Origin of the sequence: Pseudomonas sp. HMSC063H08 (assembly GCF_001813645.1) — a bacterium.
GTDB classification, from domain to species: Bacteria; Pseudomonadota; Gammaproteobacteria; order Pseudomonadales; family Pseudomonadaceae; genus Pseudomonas; species Pseudomonas aeruginosa.
Genome location: NZ_KV813493.1, coordinates 1 through 14277 on the forward strand (window position 1 = coordinate 1; position 14277 = coordinate 14277).

The 14277-nt window shown below is 67.0% G+C and carries 14 protein-coding genes and 1 pseudogene; 1 reads left to right on the top strand and 14 read right to left on the bottom strand.

The window, feature by feature from the left end; genetic code table 11:
* From HMPREF2924_RS35575 to edd, 10 genes and pseudogenes are all read right to left on the bottom strand, one after another.
* A pseudogene (locus HMPREF2924_RS35575) lies at positions 1-167 on the bottom strand (porin); the annotation flags it as partial.
* A 43-nt stretch (positions 168-210) separates the two neighbouring features.
* Entirely contained in the window at positions 211-1371 is a 1161-nt protein-coding gene (locus HMPREF2924_RS20340; RefSeq protein WP_003130489.1) for an ABC transporter ATP-binding protein, read from the bottom strand.
* Between the two features lie 32 nt (positions 1372-1403).
* Positions 1404-2249, bottom strand: coding sequence for a carbohydrate ABC transporter permease (locus tag HMPREF2924_RS20345; RefSeq protein ID WP_003111072.1), 846 nt, complete (start codon positions 2247-2249; stop codon positions 1404-1406).
* A complete protein-coding gene (locus tag HMPREF2924_RS20350) occupies positions 2242-3174 on the bottom strand; it encodes a carbohydrate ABC transporter permease (protein WP_003091471.1) in 933 nt (310 codons plus the stop codon). Before HMPREF2924_RS20350 ends, HMPREF2924_RS20345 begins: the two co-directional genes overlap by 8 nt.
* Positions 3175-3274: 100 nt before the next feature.
* Complete coding sequence (locus tag HMPREF2924_RS20355) at positions 3275-4537, bottom strand: ABC transporter substrate-binding protein (RefSeq protein ID WP_003091472.1); 1263 nt, start codon at positions 4535-4537, stop codon at positions 3275-3277.
* A 113-nt stretch (positions 4538-4650) separates the two neighbouring features.
* Complete coding sequence (locus HMPREF2924_RS34665) at positions 4651-5004, bottom strand: endonuclease domain-containing protein (protein WP_305955456.1); 354 nt, start codon at positions 5002-5004, stop codon at positions 4651-4653.
* Between the two features lie 57 nt (positions 5005-5061).
* A complete protein-coding gene (gene gtrS / locus HMPREF2924_RS20360; RefSeq protein WP_003130488.1) occupies positions 5062-6483 on the bottom strand; it encodes a two-component system sensor histidine kinase GtrS in 1422 nt (473 codons plus the stop codon).
* A gap of 23 nt (positions 6484-6506) precedes the next feature.
* Positions 6507-7235 carry a two-component system response regulator GltR gene (gltR, locus tag HMPREF2924_RS20365; protein WP_003091475.1) on the bottom strand — a complete coding sequence of 243 codons (729 nt, stop codon included), beginning with the start codon at positions 7233-7235 and terminating at the stop codon, positions 6507-6509.
* A 34-nt stretch (positions 7236-7269) separates the two neighbouring features.
* A complete protein-coding gene (locus HMPREF2924_RS20370) occupies positions 7270-8265 on the bottom strand; it encodes a glucokinase (RefSeq protein ID WP_003091477.1) in 996 nt (331 codons plus the stop codon).
* A gap of 102 nt (positions 8266-8367) precedes the next feature.
* Positions 8368-10194 (bottom strand): phosphogluconate dehydratase, encoded by a 1827-nt coding sequence (gene edd / locus HMPREF2924_RS20375; protein WP_003091478.1) that lies wholly within the window; start codon positions 10192-10194, stop codon positions 8368-8370.
* Between the two features lie 129 nt (positions 10195-10323).
* On the opposite strand from edd, the gene gap reads away from it, so the two are divergent.
* The gene (gene gap, locus HMPREF2924_RS20380) at positions 10324-11328 is read left to right on the top strand and encodes a type I glyceraldehyde-3-phosphate dehydrogenase (RefSeq protein WP_003091480.1); all 1005 of its coding nucleotides are present in this window, start codon (positions 10324-10326) and stop codon (positions 11326-11328) included.
* Positions 11329-11334: 6 nt separating this feature from the next.
* Here gap and HMPREF2924_RS20385 read toward each other — a convergent pair whose 3' ends face one another.
* From HMPREF2924_RS20385 to HMPREF2924_RS20400, 4 genes are all read right to left on the bottom strand, one after another.
* Positions 11335-11517: a DUF1289 domain-containing protein gene (locus HMPREF2924_RS20385; RefSeq protein WP_003091481.1), complete on the bottom strand. Its 183-nt coding sequence runs from the start codon at positions 11515-11517 to the stop codon at positions 11335-11337.
* Between the two features lie 114 nt (positions 11518-11631).
* Positions 11632-12162 carry a hypothetical protein gene (locus HMPREF2924_RS20390; protein ID WP_003114836.1) on the bottom strand — a complete coding sequence of 177 codons (531 nt, stop codon included), beginning with the start codon at positions 12160-12162 and terminating at the stop codon, positions 11632-11634.
* Between the two features lie 81 nt (positions 12163-12243).
* Complete coding sequence (gene scpB / locus HMPREF2924_RS20395) at positions 12244-13242, bottom strand: SMC-Scp complex subunit ScpB (RefSeq protein ID WP_003114835.1); 999 nt, start codon at positions 13240-13242, stop codon at positions 12244-12246.
* Positions 13243-13386: 144 nt separating this feature from the next.
* Positions 13387-14139, bottom strand: a complete 753-nt coding sequence (locus HMPREF2924_RS20400; RefSeq protein ID WP_003130486.1) for a segregation and condensation protein A — start codon at positions 14137-14139, stop codon at positions 13387-13389.
* Positions 14140-14277: the final 138 nt, after the last annotated feature.

The following is a 14277-nucleotide window of genomic DNA, read 5'->3' on the forward strand; positions in this document are numbered from 1 at the left end:
TTCTCCAGCAGCTCGGTGCGCTTGCCGCCCCAATCGCCGAGCATCCATTTCGAGTTCGGGGAGAACGCCTCGGCGGCGTGCGCCGCGCTCCCCAAGCCCAGCGCTCCAAGGGCAAACAGGCAGCCAACGGTCCTGGCGGCCGGTCTGGTTTTCTTGTTCTTGTACATTTCCAGCGTCCTCGTGGTTGTGGTCTAGGCAGTACGAAAGGATTCAGGAGTTCTTCTGGCGATTGCCGTTCAAGGCGGCGACCTTCTCCGCCGCCACGCCCGCCGTGCGCACGGCCACGCGCTCGCCGCTCTGCGCGTCGAACAGCAGGACCCGCGCGGGATCGAAGCGCAGGCTCATGCCGCTGCCCGCGGCCGGCGCGACGTCCGGCGCCAGGCGGCAACAGACCTTGACCTGGTTGACGGTGACGAAGACCAGGGTGTCCGGCCCGGTCGGTTCGAGCACCTCGACCTCGGTACGCAGGTCATGGGCAGCGCTGCCATCGCCCAGGGCGATCTGCTCCGGTCGTACGCCGAGGATCAGCTCGCGCCCCTCCTCCAGGCCGGGCTCCAGGCTCAGCGGCAGTTCGATACGGTCCTGGCCGCTATCGAGCAGGCCGGTCCAGCGTCCGTCCCGGCGCTGCAGGCGCAACGGAATGAAATTCATCGGCGGCGAACCGATGAAGCTGGCGACGAACAGGTTGGCCGGGTCGTTGTAGATCTGCTGCGGCGTGCCGAACTGCTGGATGACGCCGTCCTTCATCACCGCCACCTTGTCGCCGAGGGTCATGGCCTCGATCTGGTCGTGGGTGACATACACGGTCGTGGTCTTCAGCCGCTGGTGCATCAGCTTCAGCTCGGTGCGCATTTCCACCCGCAGCTTGGCATCGAGGTTGGACAGCGGCTCGTCGAACAGGTAGACCTTGGGCCGCCGCGCCAGCGCCCGGCCCATGGCCACCCGCTGCTGCTGGCCGCCGGAGAGCTGCGAGGGCTTGCGTTCGAGCAGGTGCTCGATCTGCAACAGCCTGGCCACCCGCGCCACCTCCTCGTCGATGGCGGCCTGGGGCATCTTGCGGATCTTCAGGCCGAAGGCGATGTTCTCGCGCACGCTCATGGTCGGGTACAGGGCGTAGGACTGGAAGACCATGGCGATGTCGCGGTCCTTGGGGCTCATGCCGCTGATGTCCTGGCCGTCCACCAGGATCGCACCGCCGGTGATGCTCTCCAGCCCGGCGATGCAGTTCATCAGGGTCGACTTGCCGCAGCCCGAGGGGCCGACGAGGATCAGGAATTCGCCGGAGTCGATCTTCAGCCGGATGTCCCTGAGGGTATCGGCCAGGCCGCTGCCGTAGCTCTTGTGCAGGTTGCGCAGTTCGAGGGTTGCCATGTTTCGTTCGTCTCCGGGGTCAGCGACCCGTCTCAGCCTTTCACGGCGCCGGCGGTGAGGCCGCGCACGAAGTACTTGCCGGCCAGTACGTAGACCACCAGCGTGGGCAGCGCGGCGATCATCGCCGCGGCCATGTCGACGTTGTATTCCTTGACCCCGGTGGTGATGTTCACCAGGTTGTTCAGGGCCACGGTGATCGGTTGCGAATCGCCGCTGGCGAACACCACGCCGAACAGGAAGTCGTTCCAGATCTGGGTGAACTGCCAGATCAGGCAGACCATCACGATGGGCGTGGACATCGGCAGCAGGATGCGCAGGAAGATGGTGAAGAAACCGGCGCCGTCCAGGCGCGCGGCCTTGACCAGGGCATCCGGGATCGCCACGAAATAGTTGCGGAAGAACAGCGTGGTGAAGGCCAGGCCGTAGATCACGTGGACCAGCACCAGGCCACTGGTGGTATTGGCCAGGCCGAGCTTGCCGAGGGTGAAGGACATCGGCAGGAGGATCACCTGGAACGGCAGGAAGCAGCCGAACAACAGCGCGCCGAAGAACAGCTGGGAACCGCGGAAGCGCCACATCGACAGCACGTAGCCGTTCAACGCGCCGATGAAGGTGGAGATCAGCACGCCGGGCACGGTGATCAGCACCGAGTTCCAGAAGAACGCGCCGACGCTGTCCCAGGCCTTGAGCCAGCCGATGACGGTGAAGGTGTCGGGCAGCGACAGCAGGTTGCCGGTGCGGATGTCGTCCGGCGTCTTGAAGCTGGTCAGCAGCATCACCAGCAGCGGCACCAGGTAAAGCGCGCAGGCGCCCCAGAGGGTCAGGTGCACGGCCAGGCGGCTGACGCTGAAGGTCGGGTTCAGGGACGCGTCACGCATGGCGCTTGCCTCGCAGTTCGGAATACAGGTAAGGCACCACGATCGCCAGCACCGCGCCGAGCATCAGCATCGCGCTCGCCGCGCCGAGCCCCATCTGGCCACGGGTGAAGGTATGCGCATACATGAACATCGCCGGCAGGTCGGAGGAATAACCCGGCCCGCCGGCGGTCATCGCCGCTACCAGGTCGAAGCTCTTGATCGCGATATGGGCGAGGATCATCAGCGCGCTGAAGAACACCGGGCGCAGGCTCGGCAGGACGATGCGCAGGTAGATGGTCGGCAGGCTCGCACCGTCGACCTGGGCGGCGCGCACGATGGCCGGGTCGACCCCGCGCAGGCCGGCGAGGAACAGCGCCATGACGAAGCCGGAGGCCTGCCACACGGCGGCGATCACCAGGCAGTAGACGACCCGCTCCGGGTCCACCAGCCAGTCGAAGCGGAAACCTTCCCAGCCCCAGTCGCGGAGCAGCTTGTCCAGGCCCAGGCCTGGATTGAGCAGCCACTTCCAGGCGGTGCCGGTGACGATCATCGACAACGCCATGGGATACAGGTAGAGGGTGCGGATGAAGCCTTCGCGGCGGATGCGCTGGTCCAGCAGCACCGCGAGGAACACCCCGAGCACCAGGCAGATGGCGATGAACGAGCCGCCGAAGAGCAGCAGGTTCTTGCTCGCCACCCACCAGCGGTCGTTGTCCCACAGGCGCTGGTACTGGCTCAGCCCGGCCCACTTGTAGCTGGGCATGAAGCGCGAGTTGGTGAAGGACAGCAGCAGCGTCCAGCCGATGTAGCCATACATGCAGAACAGCACCACGACCACGCTTGGCGCCAGCACCAGCTTCGGCAGCCAGCCTTGCAGGCGATCGAGCGGCGAGACGCGACGAGGCGCTACCGGAGCCGTGGGATAGACAGGGGAATTGGTCGCCATGCGTTTTCTCGCGTGCGAAGGAACCCACCCGTGCCGCACGGCGGCACGGAACCAGTCGGGAGGATCGAGCGGAGCCCAGGCCGGGCTCCGCGCCAGGGACTTACTGCGCCGCCGCCTCGATGGCGGCCGCCAGTTGCTGGGCGGCCTTCTGCGGGTCCGCGGCGGGGTCGTTGAAGAAGTTGGTCACCACGTCGAAGATCGCCCCCTGCACGTAGCTGGAAGCGGCCATGCTGTGGGCCATGCTCGGCACCAGGTTGCCGTCCTGGGAAGCCTGCTTGAAGTCCTTCATCGACTGCTGGGCGCAACTGTCGAACGGCGCCATGTCGGCGTCCAGGCGAACCGGGATGGAGCCCTTGTTGAGGTTGAAGTCCTTCTGGAAGGACGGATCGAGCACGCTGCGCGCCAGGTCTTCCTGGGCCTTGCGGTTCTCCGCGTTGCTCAGCTTGAACATCACCAGCGAGTCGATGTTGTAGTCGAAGGCCTTCTGCGTGCCGGGGAACGGCAGGCACTGGTAGTCCTTGCCCGGCACCTTGCCGGCGGCGGTGAATTCGCTCTTCGCCCAGTCGCCCATGATCTGCATCCCGGCCTTGCCGTTGATCACCATCGCCGTGGCGGCGCTCCATTCGCGACCGGCGGCGTCGGCATCGACGTAGCCGCGGAGCTTCTTCAGCGCGGCGAACACCTCGACCATCTGCGCTCCGGTGAGGGTCGCCTTGTCCTGTTCGACGAAGGCCTTGCGATAGCCTTCCGGACCCATCTTGCTCAGCACCAGGTTCTCGAACACGGTGCCGTCCTGCCACGGTTGGCTGCCATGGGCCAGCGGCGTGAAACCGGCGGCCTTGAGCTTGTCGGCGGCGACGAACAGTTCGTCGAGGGTGGTCGGCGGGGTGGCGCCGGCCTTCTTGAACACTTCCGGGTTGATGTAGAGCCAGTTGACCCGGTGTACGTTGATCGGCACTGCTACGTAGTCGCCGTCGTACTTCATGATCTGCGCCACCTGCTTCGGCAGCAGGCTGTCCCACTTGCCTTCGGCGGCCACCGCGTTGAGGTCGGCGAGCAGGCCCAGTTCGCCCCACTCCTGGATATCCGGCCCCTTGATCTGCGCCGCGGCCGGCGGATTGCCGGACACCGCGCGGGTCTTCAGCACGGTCATCGCCGCCTCGCCGCCACCGCCGGCCACGGCGAAGTCCTTCCAGGTGTGGCCCTTGGCTTCGACCAGCTTCTTCAGGGTTTCGGCGGCGCGCTTCTCGCCGGCGGAGGTCCACCAGTGCAGCACTTCGACTTCGCCGGCCTGGGCCAGCAGCGGGGAGAGACAGAGGGAGGAAAGACAGATGACGGCAGAGAGGCGACGGATCGCATTCATGAGGAAAACCTTCTTCTTGTTATTCGGAGCAAGTCTGCGCTTGCAATGCTTCGAGTCTATTCAAGCGTTCTGCGTCGCGGGTAACGAAGCGATCCGGGTTTGTCACGGAGTGGTTACATTGGGATTGAGGCAGAGCAGGAAAATCTGGACTTGAACTCGGCAAGGCGGTTTCGCGACAGAAACCTCCTACAACACGAGAATGACCTCCAGCACCACCTCCCTGCGCGCCAGCACGCTGTCGTTCCAGAACCGCAGTACCCTGGACCTCGGCTCTCCAGCCAGGCATCGGCCGGCGAACCCACATGCTGCCCGCCATCCAGTTCGATCACCAGCATCCGCTCATGACAGACGAAATCGACGATGTACGGCCCGAGAACCTTCTGCCGACGAAACTTCAGCCCGAGCAATCGATGCCCGCGCAAACACCGCCATAGCGCCCGCTCCGCCTCTGTCTGCCGCTGCCGCAGAACACGGGAGAACCTCGTGCCTACCTGCCTCGTTCAAGGGCCCGCCAAGCCAGCCCATCACTCCAGCCCCAGGCGCGGCAAGCGCAGGCTGACCCGCAGGCCGCCCTCGCGACGGTTCTGCAAACTGACTTCGCCGCCATGGGTGTGCGCGATGTTGCGCGCGATGCCCAGGCCCAGCCCGTAACCCTGCCCTCGCGGAGACAGGCGGAAGCGCGGCTCGAAGATCTGTTCCAGGCGCTGCTCGGGCACGCCGGGGCCGTCGTCGTCGACGTGCAGCACCACCGCTTCCGGCCCGTCCTCCAGGCTCAGGCGGGCGCGTTCGCCGTATTTCAGCGCATTGTCCAGCAGGTTGCCGATACAGCGCTTGAGCGCCAGGGGCTTGCCCGGATAAGGCTCCGCGGCGCGACCGACGACCTCCACCCGGCCATCGGCCAGGTAGGGCTCGGCGATGTGCTGGAGCAACAGGTTGAGGTCGACCGGCTCGACGTTCTCGTGGATATCGGTGTCCTTCACGCACTGCAGCGCGCCCTTCACCAGCAGTTCCAGCTCGTCCAGGTCGCGCCCGAACTTCTCCTGCAAGCGCTCGTCCTCGAGGAGTTCTACCCGCAGGCGCAGGCGGGTGATCGGCGTGCGCAAGTCATGGGAGATGGCGCTGAACAACTGTCCGCGCTCGTTCAGGTAGCGGTCGATGCGCTCGTGCATGGTGTTGAAGGCGCGCGCCACCTCCACCAGTTCGCTGGCGCCGCGTTCCTCCAGCGCTGCCGACGGACTGCCCAGGGCCAGGTCGCGGGCGGCGCGCGCCAGGCGCTTGAGCGGACGGCTCTGCCAATGCATCAGCAAACCGGTGAAAAGCAGCAGCAACAGGCTGGTGAAAACGATCGAGAGCACCTGCTGCGGTTGCAGTCCCTCGGGTTCCAGGCTGACGTACGGCGCCGGCATCAGGCTGGCGATGTACAGCCACTCGCTGTCGCCGATGCGGATCTGGGTCACCAGCACCGGCGGGTTCACCGGCTCCAGGGTCAGCGCGTAGTGCGCCCAGGAACGCGGCAGCTCGTCGAGCTTCAGCGCGCCGTTGAACAGGCGCAGCTCGTCGGGACTGACGAATTCGACCTGCAGCTCGACCTCCTTGCCCAGGCGTTGATGCAACACGTCCTGGACGATCTCCAGCACCGCCTGCTTGTTCGGCGTGTCCGGCAGGGCACGCATCTCCAGCGGCCGGTCGTTCAGCGAGACGAAGAAGCGCGTACCGCCCATGCTGCGCAACTGGTCGAGCACCAGCGGACGGTAGCCGAGCGGCAGGGAACGGAAGTAGCTGACGCTGGCCGCCATCGAGTAGGCCAGGCTGCGCGAGCTGGTGAGCAGGCCCTCGCGCTGGCTGGAGCGCAGGTGCGACAGCCAGAACAGGCTGGAAAGCCCTTGCGCGACCAGCACCGCGAGCAGGGTCAGGAGCAGCATGCGCCCGAGCAGCGAGCGCGGCACCGGCGACCAGCGCCGCCGTTCGCTCATGGCTGCAGGTGCGGCCGCACCTGCGCCGCCAGCAGGTAGCCACTGCCGCGCACGGTCTGGATCAGCCGCGGCGCCTTGCCGGTGTCGCGCAGGCGCTGGCGCAGGCGGCTGACCGCCATGTCGACGATGCGCTCCAGCGGCAGCACCTCGCGGCCGCGGGTGGCGTTGGCGATGGTGTCGCGGTCGAGGATCTGCTGCGGATGGTCGAGGAACAGCTTGAGCAGGGCGAAATCCGCGCCGCTGAGGAAGAACTCCTCGCCGTCCTCGTGGAACAGCCGGTGGCTGACCGTATCCAGTCGCCAGTCCTCGAAGGCCAGTACGTCGCCACCGCGCACCTGGGTGAACTGCGCGCGGCGCAGCAGGGCCTTGATCCGCGCCAGCAGCTCGCGCGGGCTGAACGGCTTGCCCAGGTAGTCGTCGGCGCCCAGTTCCAGGCCGATCACCCGGTCGGCCTCGTCGGAACTGGCGGTGAGCATGATGATCGGCATGCAGGCCAGGCGCTGGTGGGAGCGAATCCAGCGACAGAGGCTGAAGCCGTCCTCGTCCGGCAGCATCACGTCGAGGATCGCCAGGCTCGCCTCCTCCTCGCACAGCGCCTGGCGGAAGTCGGCGCCCCGCGAGACGCTGCGGACCTGGAAGCCGGCGCGGCTCAGGTAGGTCTCCAGCAATTCGCGGATCTCCTGGTCATCGTCCACCAGCAGGATCGATCGTCCGTTCGCGCTCACGAGGCTCCTCCTTATGCGGTTGCTCGACGCCGACTCAGCCCTCGGCGTCCAGGGCCTGCTGCAGGGCGACGCCGGCGCCGAGCAGGCCCGGATGTTCGGCGGTCATGACCCACACCGGTACGTCCTGCAGGTAAGCGCCGCTGGTCTTGCCACGCCTGGCGAAGGCCTCGGCGAAGCCGCTGGCGATGAAACGCTCGAGGAAACGCGGGACGATGCCGCCGGTAATGTAGACGCCACCGAGCGCGCCGACGGTGAGCACCGCGTTGCCGGCGACCCGCGCCAGCCACAGGAAGAAGTGCTCCAGCACGGCGTCCGCCTGGGCGTCGCCGGCCATGGCCAGGGCACCGACTTCCGCCGCACTGCTCGCGCGGACGGCGACCCCGTCCAGGGCACAGCTGATTTCATAGAGGGCGAGCAGGCCGTTGCCGGACAGTGCGCGCTCGGCGGAGACGTGTCCGTAGCGCGCCTGCAGGCCCTGCCAGAGCGCGAAGTCGCGCGGCGAAGTGACCGGCAGGTCGACATGCCCGCCCTCGCAGGGCAGCACTTCCCAACGTCCCCCGCCCAGCGGCAGCAGGCTGCCGACGCCAAGGCCGGTGCCGGGACCGATGATCAGCCGGGCGCGATCCGCCTGGGCGCTGCCGGCCCGGACCTGCACCAGCTCGTCCGCGCCCAGCCGCGAGGCGGCCCAGGCCATGGTGCTGAAGTCGTTGACCAGCAGCAGGTGATCCAGCCCCAGCTCCTCGCGGAACGCGGCGCGATTGATCACCCAGTGGTTGTTGGTGAAACGGAAATCCGCCGCCCCAACCGGACCGGCGCAGGCCAGGCAGACCGAGTCGATGTTCGCCACCGATTCGCCGATCCGCGCCAGGTAGTCGCGCACGGCCAGTTCAGGCCGTGGGTAGTCGGCGCAGGCGAGCACCTCGATGGATTCCAGGCGCTGCCCGCGCCAGAGCGCGAAACGCGCATTAGTGCCGCCGATATCGCCGACCAGGCCGAGGCCGCCGGCGCTTCTCTTGTTGTCGTTATTCATCGTCGTTGAACCGCAATGCCCCGCGCCAGGGCGGGACGGTCGGCAGATGTTGCCGGAGAGACAGCCGCCAGCCAAGCGCCGGCGGACATCGACCTATCAGAATCAGCGCCAGCCGTTGAGGCTCTCGGTAAAGCTGCAGGCGCCCTCTTCCGCGCTGCTCATGGCGTTGCGCATGAAGGCGAACAGCTCGCGGCCGCAACCGAGATTGCCGTCCTGCGGCGCCGGCTCCAGGCTGCGCGCCTGCCATTCGGCGTCGTCGACCAGCACCCGCAACTCGCCGTTCACCCCATCCACCCGTACCCGGTCGCCGTCGCGCAGGCGCGCCAGGGGACCGCCGGCGATGGCTTCCGGACTCACATGGATGGCCGCGGGCACCTTGCCCGACGCCCCGGACATGCGCCCGTCGGTGACCAGCGCCACCTTGAAGCCACGATCCTGCAGGACCCCGAGGAACGGCGTGAGCTTGTGCAGCTCCGGCATGCCGTTCGCCCGCGGGCCCTGGAAACGCACCACGGCGACCAGGTCGCGCTCCAGCTCGCCGGCCTTGAAGGCCGCGGCCAGGCTGGCCTGGTCGTGGAAGATCCGTACCGGCGCCTCGACCACCTGGTGTTCCGGCGCCACCGCCGAGACCTTCATCACGCCGCGACCGAGGTTGCCCTCCATCAGGCGCAAGCCGCCTTCGGCGGAGAACGGCTTGTCCAGCGGACGCAGGATGGCTTCGTCGAGACTCCGTTCTGGCCCTTCGCGCCAGACCAGCCGGCCATCCTCGAGGAACGGCTCGCGGGTGTAGCGGCGCAGGCCGGGGCCGGCGACGGTCTGTACGTCCTCGTGAAGCAGCCCGCCGTCGAGCAGTTGGCGGATCAGGAAGGACATGCCGCCGGCCGCCTGGAAGTGGTTGATGTCGGCCTGGCCGTTCGGATAGATGCGCGCCAGGGTCGGCACCACATGGGACAGCTCGGACATGTCCTGCCAGGTCAACTGGATGCCCGCCGCCTGGGCGATCGCCAGCAGGTGCAGGGTATGGTTGGTCGAGCCGCCGGTGGCGAGCAGCGCCACCACCGAGTTGACGATGGCCTTCTCGTCGACGATCTCCGCCATCGGCACGTAGTTGCCGTTCTCAGGGGTCAGCCGGCTGGCCTGGCGCGCCGCTTCGCGGGTGAGTTCGTCGCGCAGCGGGGTGTTCGGGTTGACGAAGGAGGCACCGGGCAAGTGCAGGCCCATCACCTCCACCAGCAACTGGTTGGTATTGGCGGTGCCATAGAAGGTGCAGGTGCCGGGTGCATGGTAGGAGGCCATTTCCGAGGCTAGCAGCTCTTCGCGAGTGGCCTTGCCCTCGGCGAACAGTTGGCGCACCGCGGCCTTTTCCTTGTTGGAGATGCCGGTCGGCATCGGCCCGGCCGGGACGAACACGGTGGGCAGGTGGCCGAAGCGCAGCGAGCCGATCAGCAGGCCCGGCACGATCTTGTCGCAGACGCCCAGGCACAGCGCCGCATCGAACATGTTGTGAGACAGCGCGATGGCGGTGGACATGGCGATCACGTCGCGGCTGGCCAGCGACAGTTCCATGCCCGGCTCGCCCTGGGTCACCCCGTCGCACATGGCCGGCACGCCGCCGGCGAACTGGCCGACCGAACCGATCTCGTGCAGCGCCTGTTTTATAAGCCCCGGAAAGCGCTCGAACGGCTGGTGCGCCGAGAGCATGTCGTTGTAGGCGGAAACGATGGCCACGTTGGCCTGGTTCATCAGCCGCAGGGTCTGCTTGTCGCTTTCGCCACAGGCCGCGACCCCGTGGGCGAGGTTGCCGCACGGCAGGGTGCCGCGGTGCGGCCCCTTGCTGGCCGCCGCCCTGACCATCTCGAGGTAGCGTTGGCGAGTGGCCGCGCTACGGGCCTGGATGCGGCGGGTGACTTCGAGCACACGAGGGTGCATGGCAGATTCTCCTACAGACTATCAATTGTTGTTTTTACAACATAATCATCGGTTGAAGGATGTTTACTTTTCTTTCTGGACGAAATGTAATGGTTTTTACCACAACAATAGAAAAGAGACGACCTCATTATGACTATCCGCCTGGCCATCAACGGCTTCGGTCGCATCGGCCGAAACGTTCTTCGCGCCCTGTATACCGGCCACTACCGCGAACAGTTGCAGGTAGTGGCGATCAATGACCTCGGCGACGCCGCGGTCAACGCCCACCTGTTCCAGTACGACAGCGTCCATGGACGCTTTCCCGGCGAGGTCGAGCACGATGCCGAAAGCCTGCGGGTGATGGGCGACCGCATCGCCGTCAGCGCCATCCGCAACCCGGCGGAACTGCCCTGGAAGAGCCTCGGCGTGGACATCGTGCTCGAGTGCACGGGGCTCTTCACCAGCCGCGACAAAGCCGCCGCCCACCTGCAGGCCGGCGCCGGCAAGGTGCTGATCTCGGCGCCCGGCAAGGACGTCGACGCCACCGTGGTCTACGGCGTCAACCACGAGGTGCTGCGCGCCTCCCATCGGATCGTCTCGAACGCCTCCTGCACCACCAACTGCCTGGCACCGGTGGCCCAGGTGCTGCATCGCGAGCTGGGCATCGAGCACGGCCTGATGACCACCATCCATGCCTACACCAACGACCAGAACCTCTCCGACGTGTACCACCCGGACCTGTACCGCGCACGTTCGGCGACCCAGTCGATGATCCCCACCAAGACCGGCGCCGCCGAGGCGGTCGGCCTGGTCCTGCCGGAACTCGCCGGCAAGCTTACCGGCCTGGCGGTGCGGGTGCCGGTGATCAACGTGTCGCTGGTCGATCTCACCGTGCAGGTGGCCCGGGATACCAGCGTAGACGAGGTCAACCGCCTGCTGCGCGAGGCCAGCGAGGGCTCTCCGGTGCTCGGCTACAACACCCAGCCGCTGGTGTCGGTGGATTTCAATCACGACCCGCGCTCGTCGATCTTCGACGCCAACCACACCAAGGTCAGCGGCCGGCTGGTCAAGGCGATGGCCTGGTACGACAACGAGTGGGGCTTCTCCAACCGCATGCTGGACAGCGCCCTGGCGCTGGCCGCCGCCCGCGACTGACGCGCCTCAGCGGAACTTGCGCCGACCGCGCGCCTGCAACGCCAGCAGGCGCAGGTCGGCCTCGGCGAGGATCAGTCGCTGCTCGGCCTTGTCCGCGCGCTTCCAGGCACGGATTTCCTGGCGCGTACGCCCGCAGCCGCGGCACACGTCGGCATCGAACTCACAGATATTGATGCAAGGACTTTTCAAGCGTTCCCCCTTTTTCGGCGCGGACCGCAACCGGTCCTCGCCCGTCACTTCACGACAGGCGGTGGGCCGGCGTCCAGGAGGGAATGACTATCGGGCCGATCGAGCGGCCCGCGGTCACTCGGCCTCGGCGTCGCGCAGGCTTTCGTAGGCAGGCGCGGCATAGATGCCGGCCTCGACGCAGAGCGCCATGACCCGCGGCAGGTCCTGGGTATAGACCAGCACCGCCTGCAACTCGTCGTCCAGCGGCTCGCTGAAATCCACCAGCACGTAGCCGCCCTTTTCCGGATACATGCTGCTCAGTTGCACCTGGATACGGTTGAGGGCGACCAGCGGCTCGGTCTTGAGCAACTGCTTCGGCTTGATGTTGAACGCCACGTCCTTGCCGAAGGAGGCGACGATCCGGGCGAACAGCTCGGCATAGGTATCGGCCTGGAACAGCACGATATCCGGCAGGCTACCGACCACCACCCACTCGCCGAGCGGGATCGGGAAGCTGTCGTCGTAGTTGATGTCCGGGTTGGCGGCGAGGAACCCTGCCGGATCGGCGTAGGCCTGGGCCGCCTCGTCGGCGATCCGCCGGATCTCCTCGGCGCCCATGCAGCCGGTGCTGATGAGGGTGATCAGTTCGTTCAGGGTCTCTTTCATGGGCGGGTTCCAGGGTCGATGAAACGGAGCGGGCCGGCCTCGCCGGCGCGGCCGGATGAATTCTACAGGGTGGAACGACGGTCAGCGGCGCGGCCAGTCGTCGTCGGCGTCCAGTGCCTCGCGCTCCTCGCGCATGGCCTCCGCCAGGGCGCGCTCCTCGTCATCGGGATCGGCGCCCGCGACAGCCTCCGCGACGGCAGGCTCGACGGCTTGCTCCGCGACCACGGGAATCGGCCCAGCCGCTGGCTCGGCGGACTCGTCGCCCTGCTCCGAGGGCTCCGGAGGGTCGAGCAGGTCGTCGAAGTCGGTCTTCAGGCCCTGCTCCATCTCGTCCAGTTCCAGCAGCAGGCTGCGGAAGCTGGTTTCCTCGCGCGGTTTCTCCGGCTCGCCGGCCTCGCCCTCGATCTCCTCGAGGCTTTCCCCGGCCTCGGCGATGGCGCGATCGGCCAGGGCCTGGATCGAGGCGGGAATCGCATCCTCGTCGAGATCGTCGCGCGGCGGCTGCGCCGCGGGCGCCACTTCGACCGGCGGTTCCGGCTCGGGCTCCATCTCGCGCAGCGCCGACAGCGGCGGCAGCTCGTCGAGGCTCTTCAGGTTGAAATAATCGAGGAACGCCTTGGTAGTCGCCAGCATCGCCGGGCGCCCCGGCACCTCGCGGTAGCCAACGATGCGGATCCACTCCCGCTCCATCAGCGTCTTGACGATCTGGGTGTTCACCGCCACGCCGCGGATCTCCTCGATCTCGCCACGGGTGATCGGCTGGCGGTAGGCGATCAGCACCAGGGTTTCCAGGAGCGCGCGCGAATAGCGCTGCGGACGCTCCTCCCAGAGGCGGCCGACCCACGGCGAGAAACGCTCGCGAATCTGCAGGCGATACCCGGACGCGACTTCCTTCAGCTCGAAGGAGCGCCCTGCGCAGGACAGTGCCAGGATCGCCAGGGCGTCGCGGAACTGCCCCGGCTCCGGCCGCTCTGCCTCGTCGAACAGCTCGGCCAGGCGTTCCAGCGACAGCGGCTTGCCGGCCGCGAGGAGGATGCCTTCGAGCAGGGTGGCGAGTTCGTGGGGATCGGACAGGTTCATCGTCGCAACGGATACCGGAGCCAGGAAGAGGGAAAGATAGCGGAATCGGGCATGCAGCTTAACAGGCCACGGGAGGGAGCGAAGCCGGAAGCTCGGAAAAGGCGACCGTCCGCAGGGGGACGAACGGCCAGCGGCGCGGCGCGCTCACTCGAAATCGTCTTCCAGGGCTTCCTCCAGGGTTTCGCCTTCCTCCGCTTCGCGGGCTATCCGCAGGCGCACATGGATGGCGCCGAAAGCCTCGTTCTGCACCAGTTCCACCATCTGCTCCTTGACCAGTTCGAGGATCGCCATGAAGGTGACCACCACGCCGAGCTTGCCCTCCTCCAGGGTGAACAACTGGATGAAGGGCACGAAGGCGCCGCCTTTCAGGCGCTCCAGCACTTCGCTCATGCGTTCGCGGGTGGACAGTACCTCGCGGGTCACCTGGTGGCTCTCGAACAGGTCGGCGCGGCGCAGCATCTCGCCCATCACCAGCATCAGCTCCTGCAGCGCCAGCTCCGGCAGCAGCTTGCGCGCCCGCGCCTCGGGAGCAGCCACCGCCGGCACCAGCACGTCGCGGCCGACCCGGGGCAGTTCGTCGAGGTCTTCGGCGGCCTTCTTGAACCGTTCGTACTCTTGCAGGCGGCGGATCAGCTCGGCCCGTGGATCGTCCTCTTCCTCCTCGGCTTCCGCCGAGCGCGGCAGCAACATGCGCGACTTGATCTCCGCCAGCATCGCCGCCATCACCAGGTACTCGGCGGCCAGCTCCAGGCGCACCGCCTTCATCAGCTCGACATAGCCCATGTACTGGCGGGTGATTTCCGCCACCGGGATATCCAGGATGTCGATGTTCTGCTTGCGGATCAGGTACAGCAGCAGGTCGAGCGGGCCCTCGAAGGCCTCGAGGAAGACCTCCAGCGCGTCCGGCGGGATATAGAGGTCCTGCGGCAGCTCGGTGACCGCCTCGCCGTAGACCAGCGCCAGTTGCAGCGGCACCCGCTCGGCGGCGGGTTCGGCTGGAGGGGTGTCGGCGTTGGCCGGGTTATCGTCCTGCAT

What these genes read in the sequence shown, in the direction of transcription:
- HMPREF2924_RS20340 (WP_003130489.1), bottom strand. Translation starts at nt 1,371, where the DNA reads ATGGCAACCCTCGAACTGCGCAACCTGCACAAGAGCTACGGCAGCGGC.
- HMPREF2924_RS20345 (WP_003111072.1), bottom strand. Translation starts at nt 2,249, where the DNA reads ATGCGTGACGCGTCCCTGAACCCGACCTTCAGCGTCAGCCGCCTGGCC.
- HMPREF2924_RS20350 (WP_003091471.1), bottom strand. Translation starts at nt 3,174, where the DNA reads ATGGCGACCAATTCCCCTGTCTATCCCACGGCTCCGGTAGCGCCTCGT.
- HMPREF2924_RS20355 (WP_003091472.1), bottom strand. Translation starts at nt 4,537, where the DNA reads ATGAATGCGATCCGTCGCCTCTCTGCCGTCATCTGTCTTTCCTCCCTC.
- HMPREF2924_RS20370 (WP_003091477.1), bottom strand. Translation starts at nt 8,265, where the DNA reads ATGAATAACGACAACAAGAGAAGCGCCGGCGGCCTCGGCCTGGTCGGC.
- edd (WP_003091478.1), bottom strand. Translation starts at nt 10,194, where the DNA reads ATGCACCCTCGTGTGCTCGAAGTCACCCGCCGCATCCAGGCCCGTAGC.
- gap (WP_003091480.1), top strand. Translation starts at nt 10,324, where the DNA reads ATGACTATCCGCCTGGCCATCAACGGCTTCGGTCGCATCGGCCGAAAC.
- HMPREF2924_RS20390 (WP_003114836.1), bottom strand. Translation starts at nt 12,162, where the DNA reads ATGAAAGAGACCCTGAACGAACTGATCACCCTCATCAGCACCGGCTGC.
- scpB (WP_003114835.1), bottom strand. Translation starts at nt 13,242, where the DNA reads ATGAACCTGTCCGATCCCCACGAACTCGCCACCCTGCTCGAAGGCATC.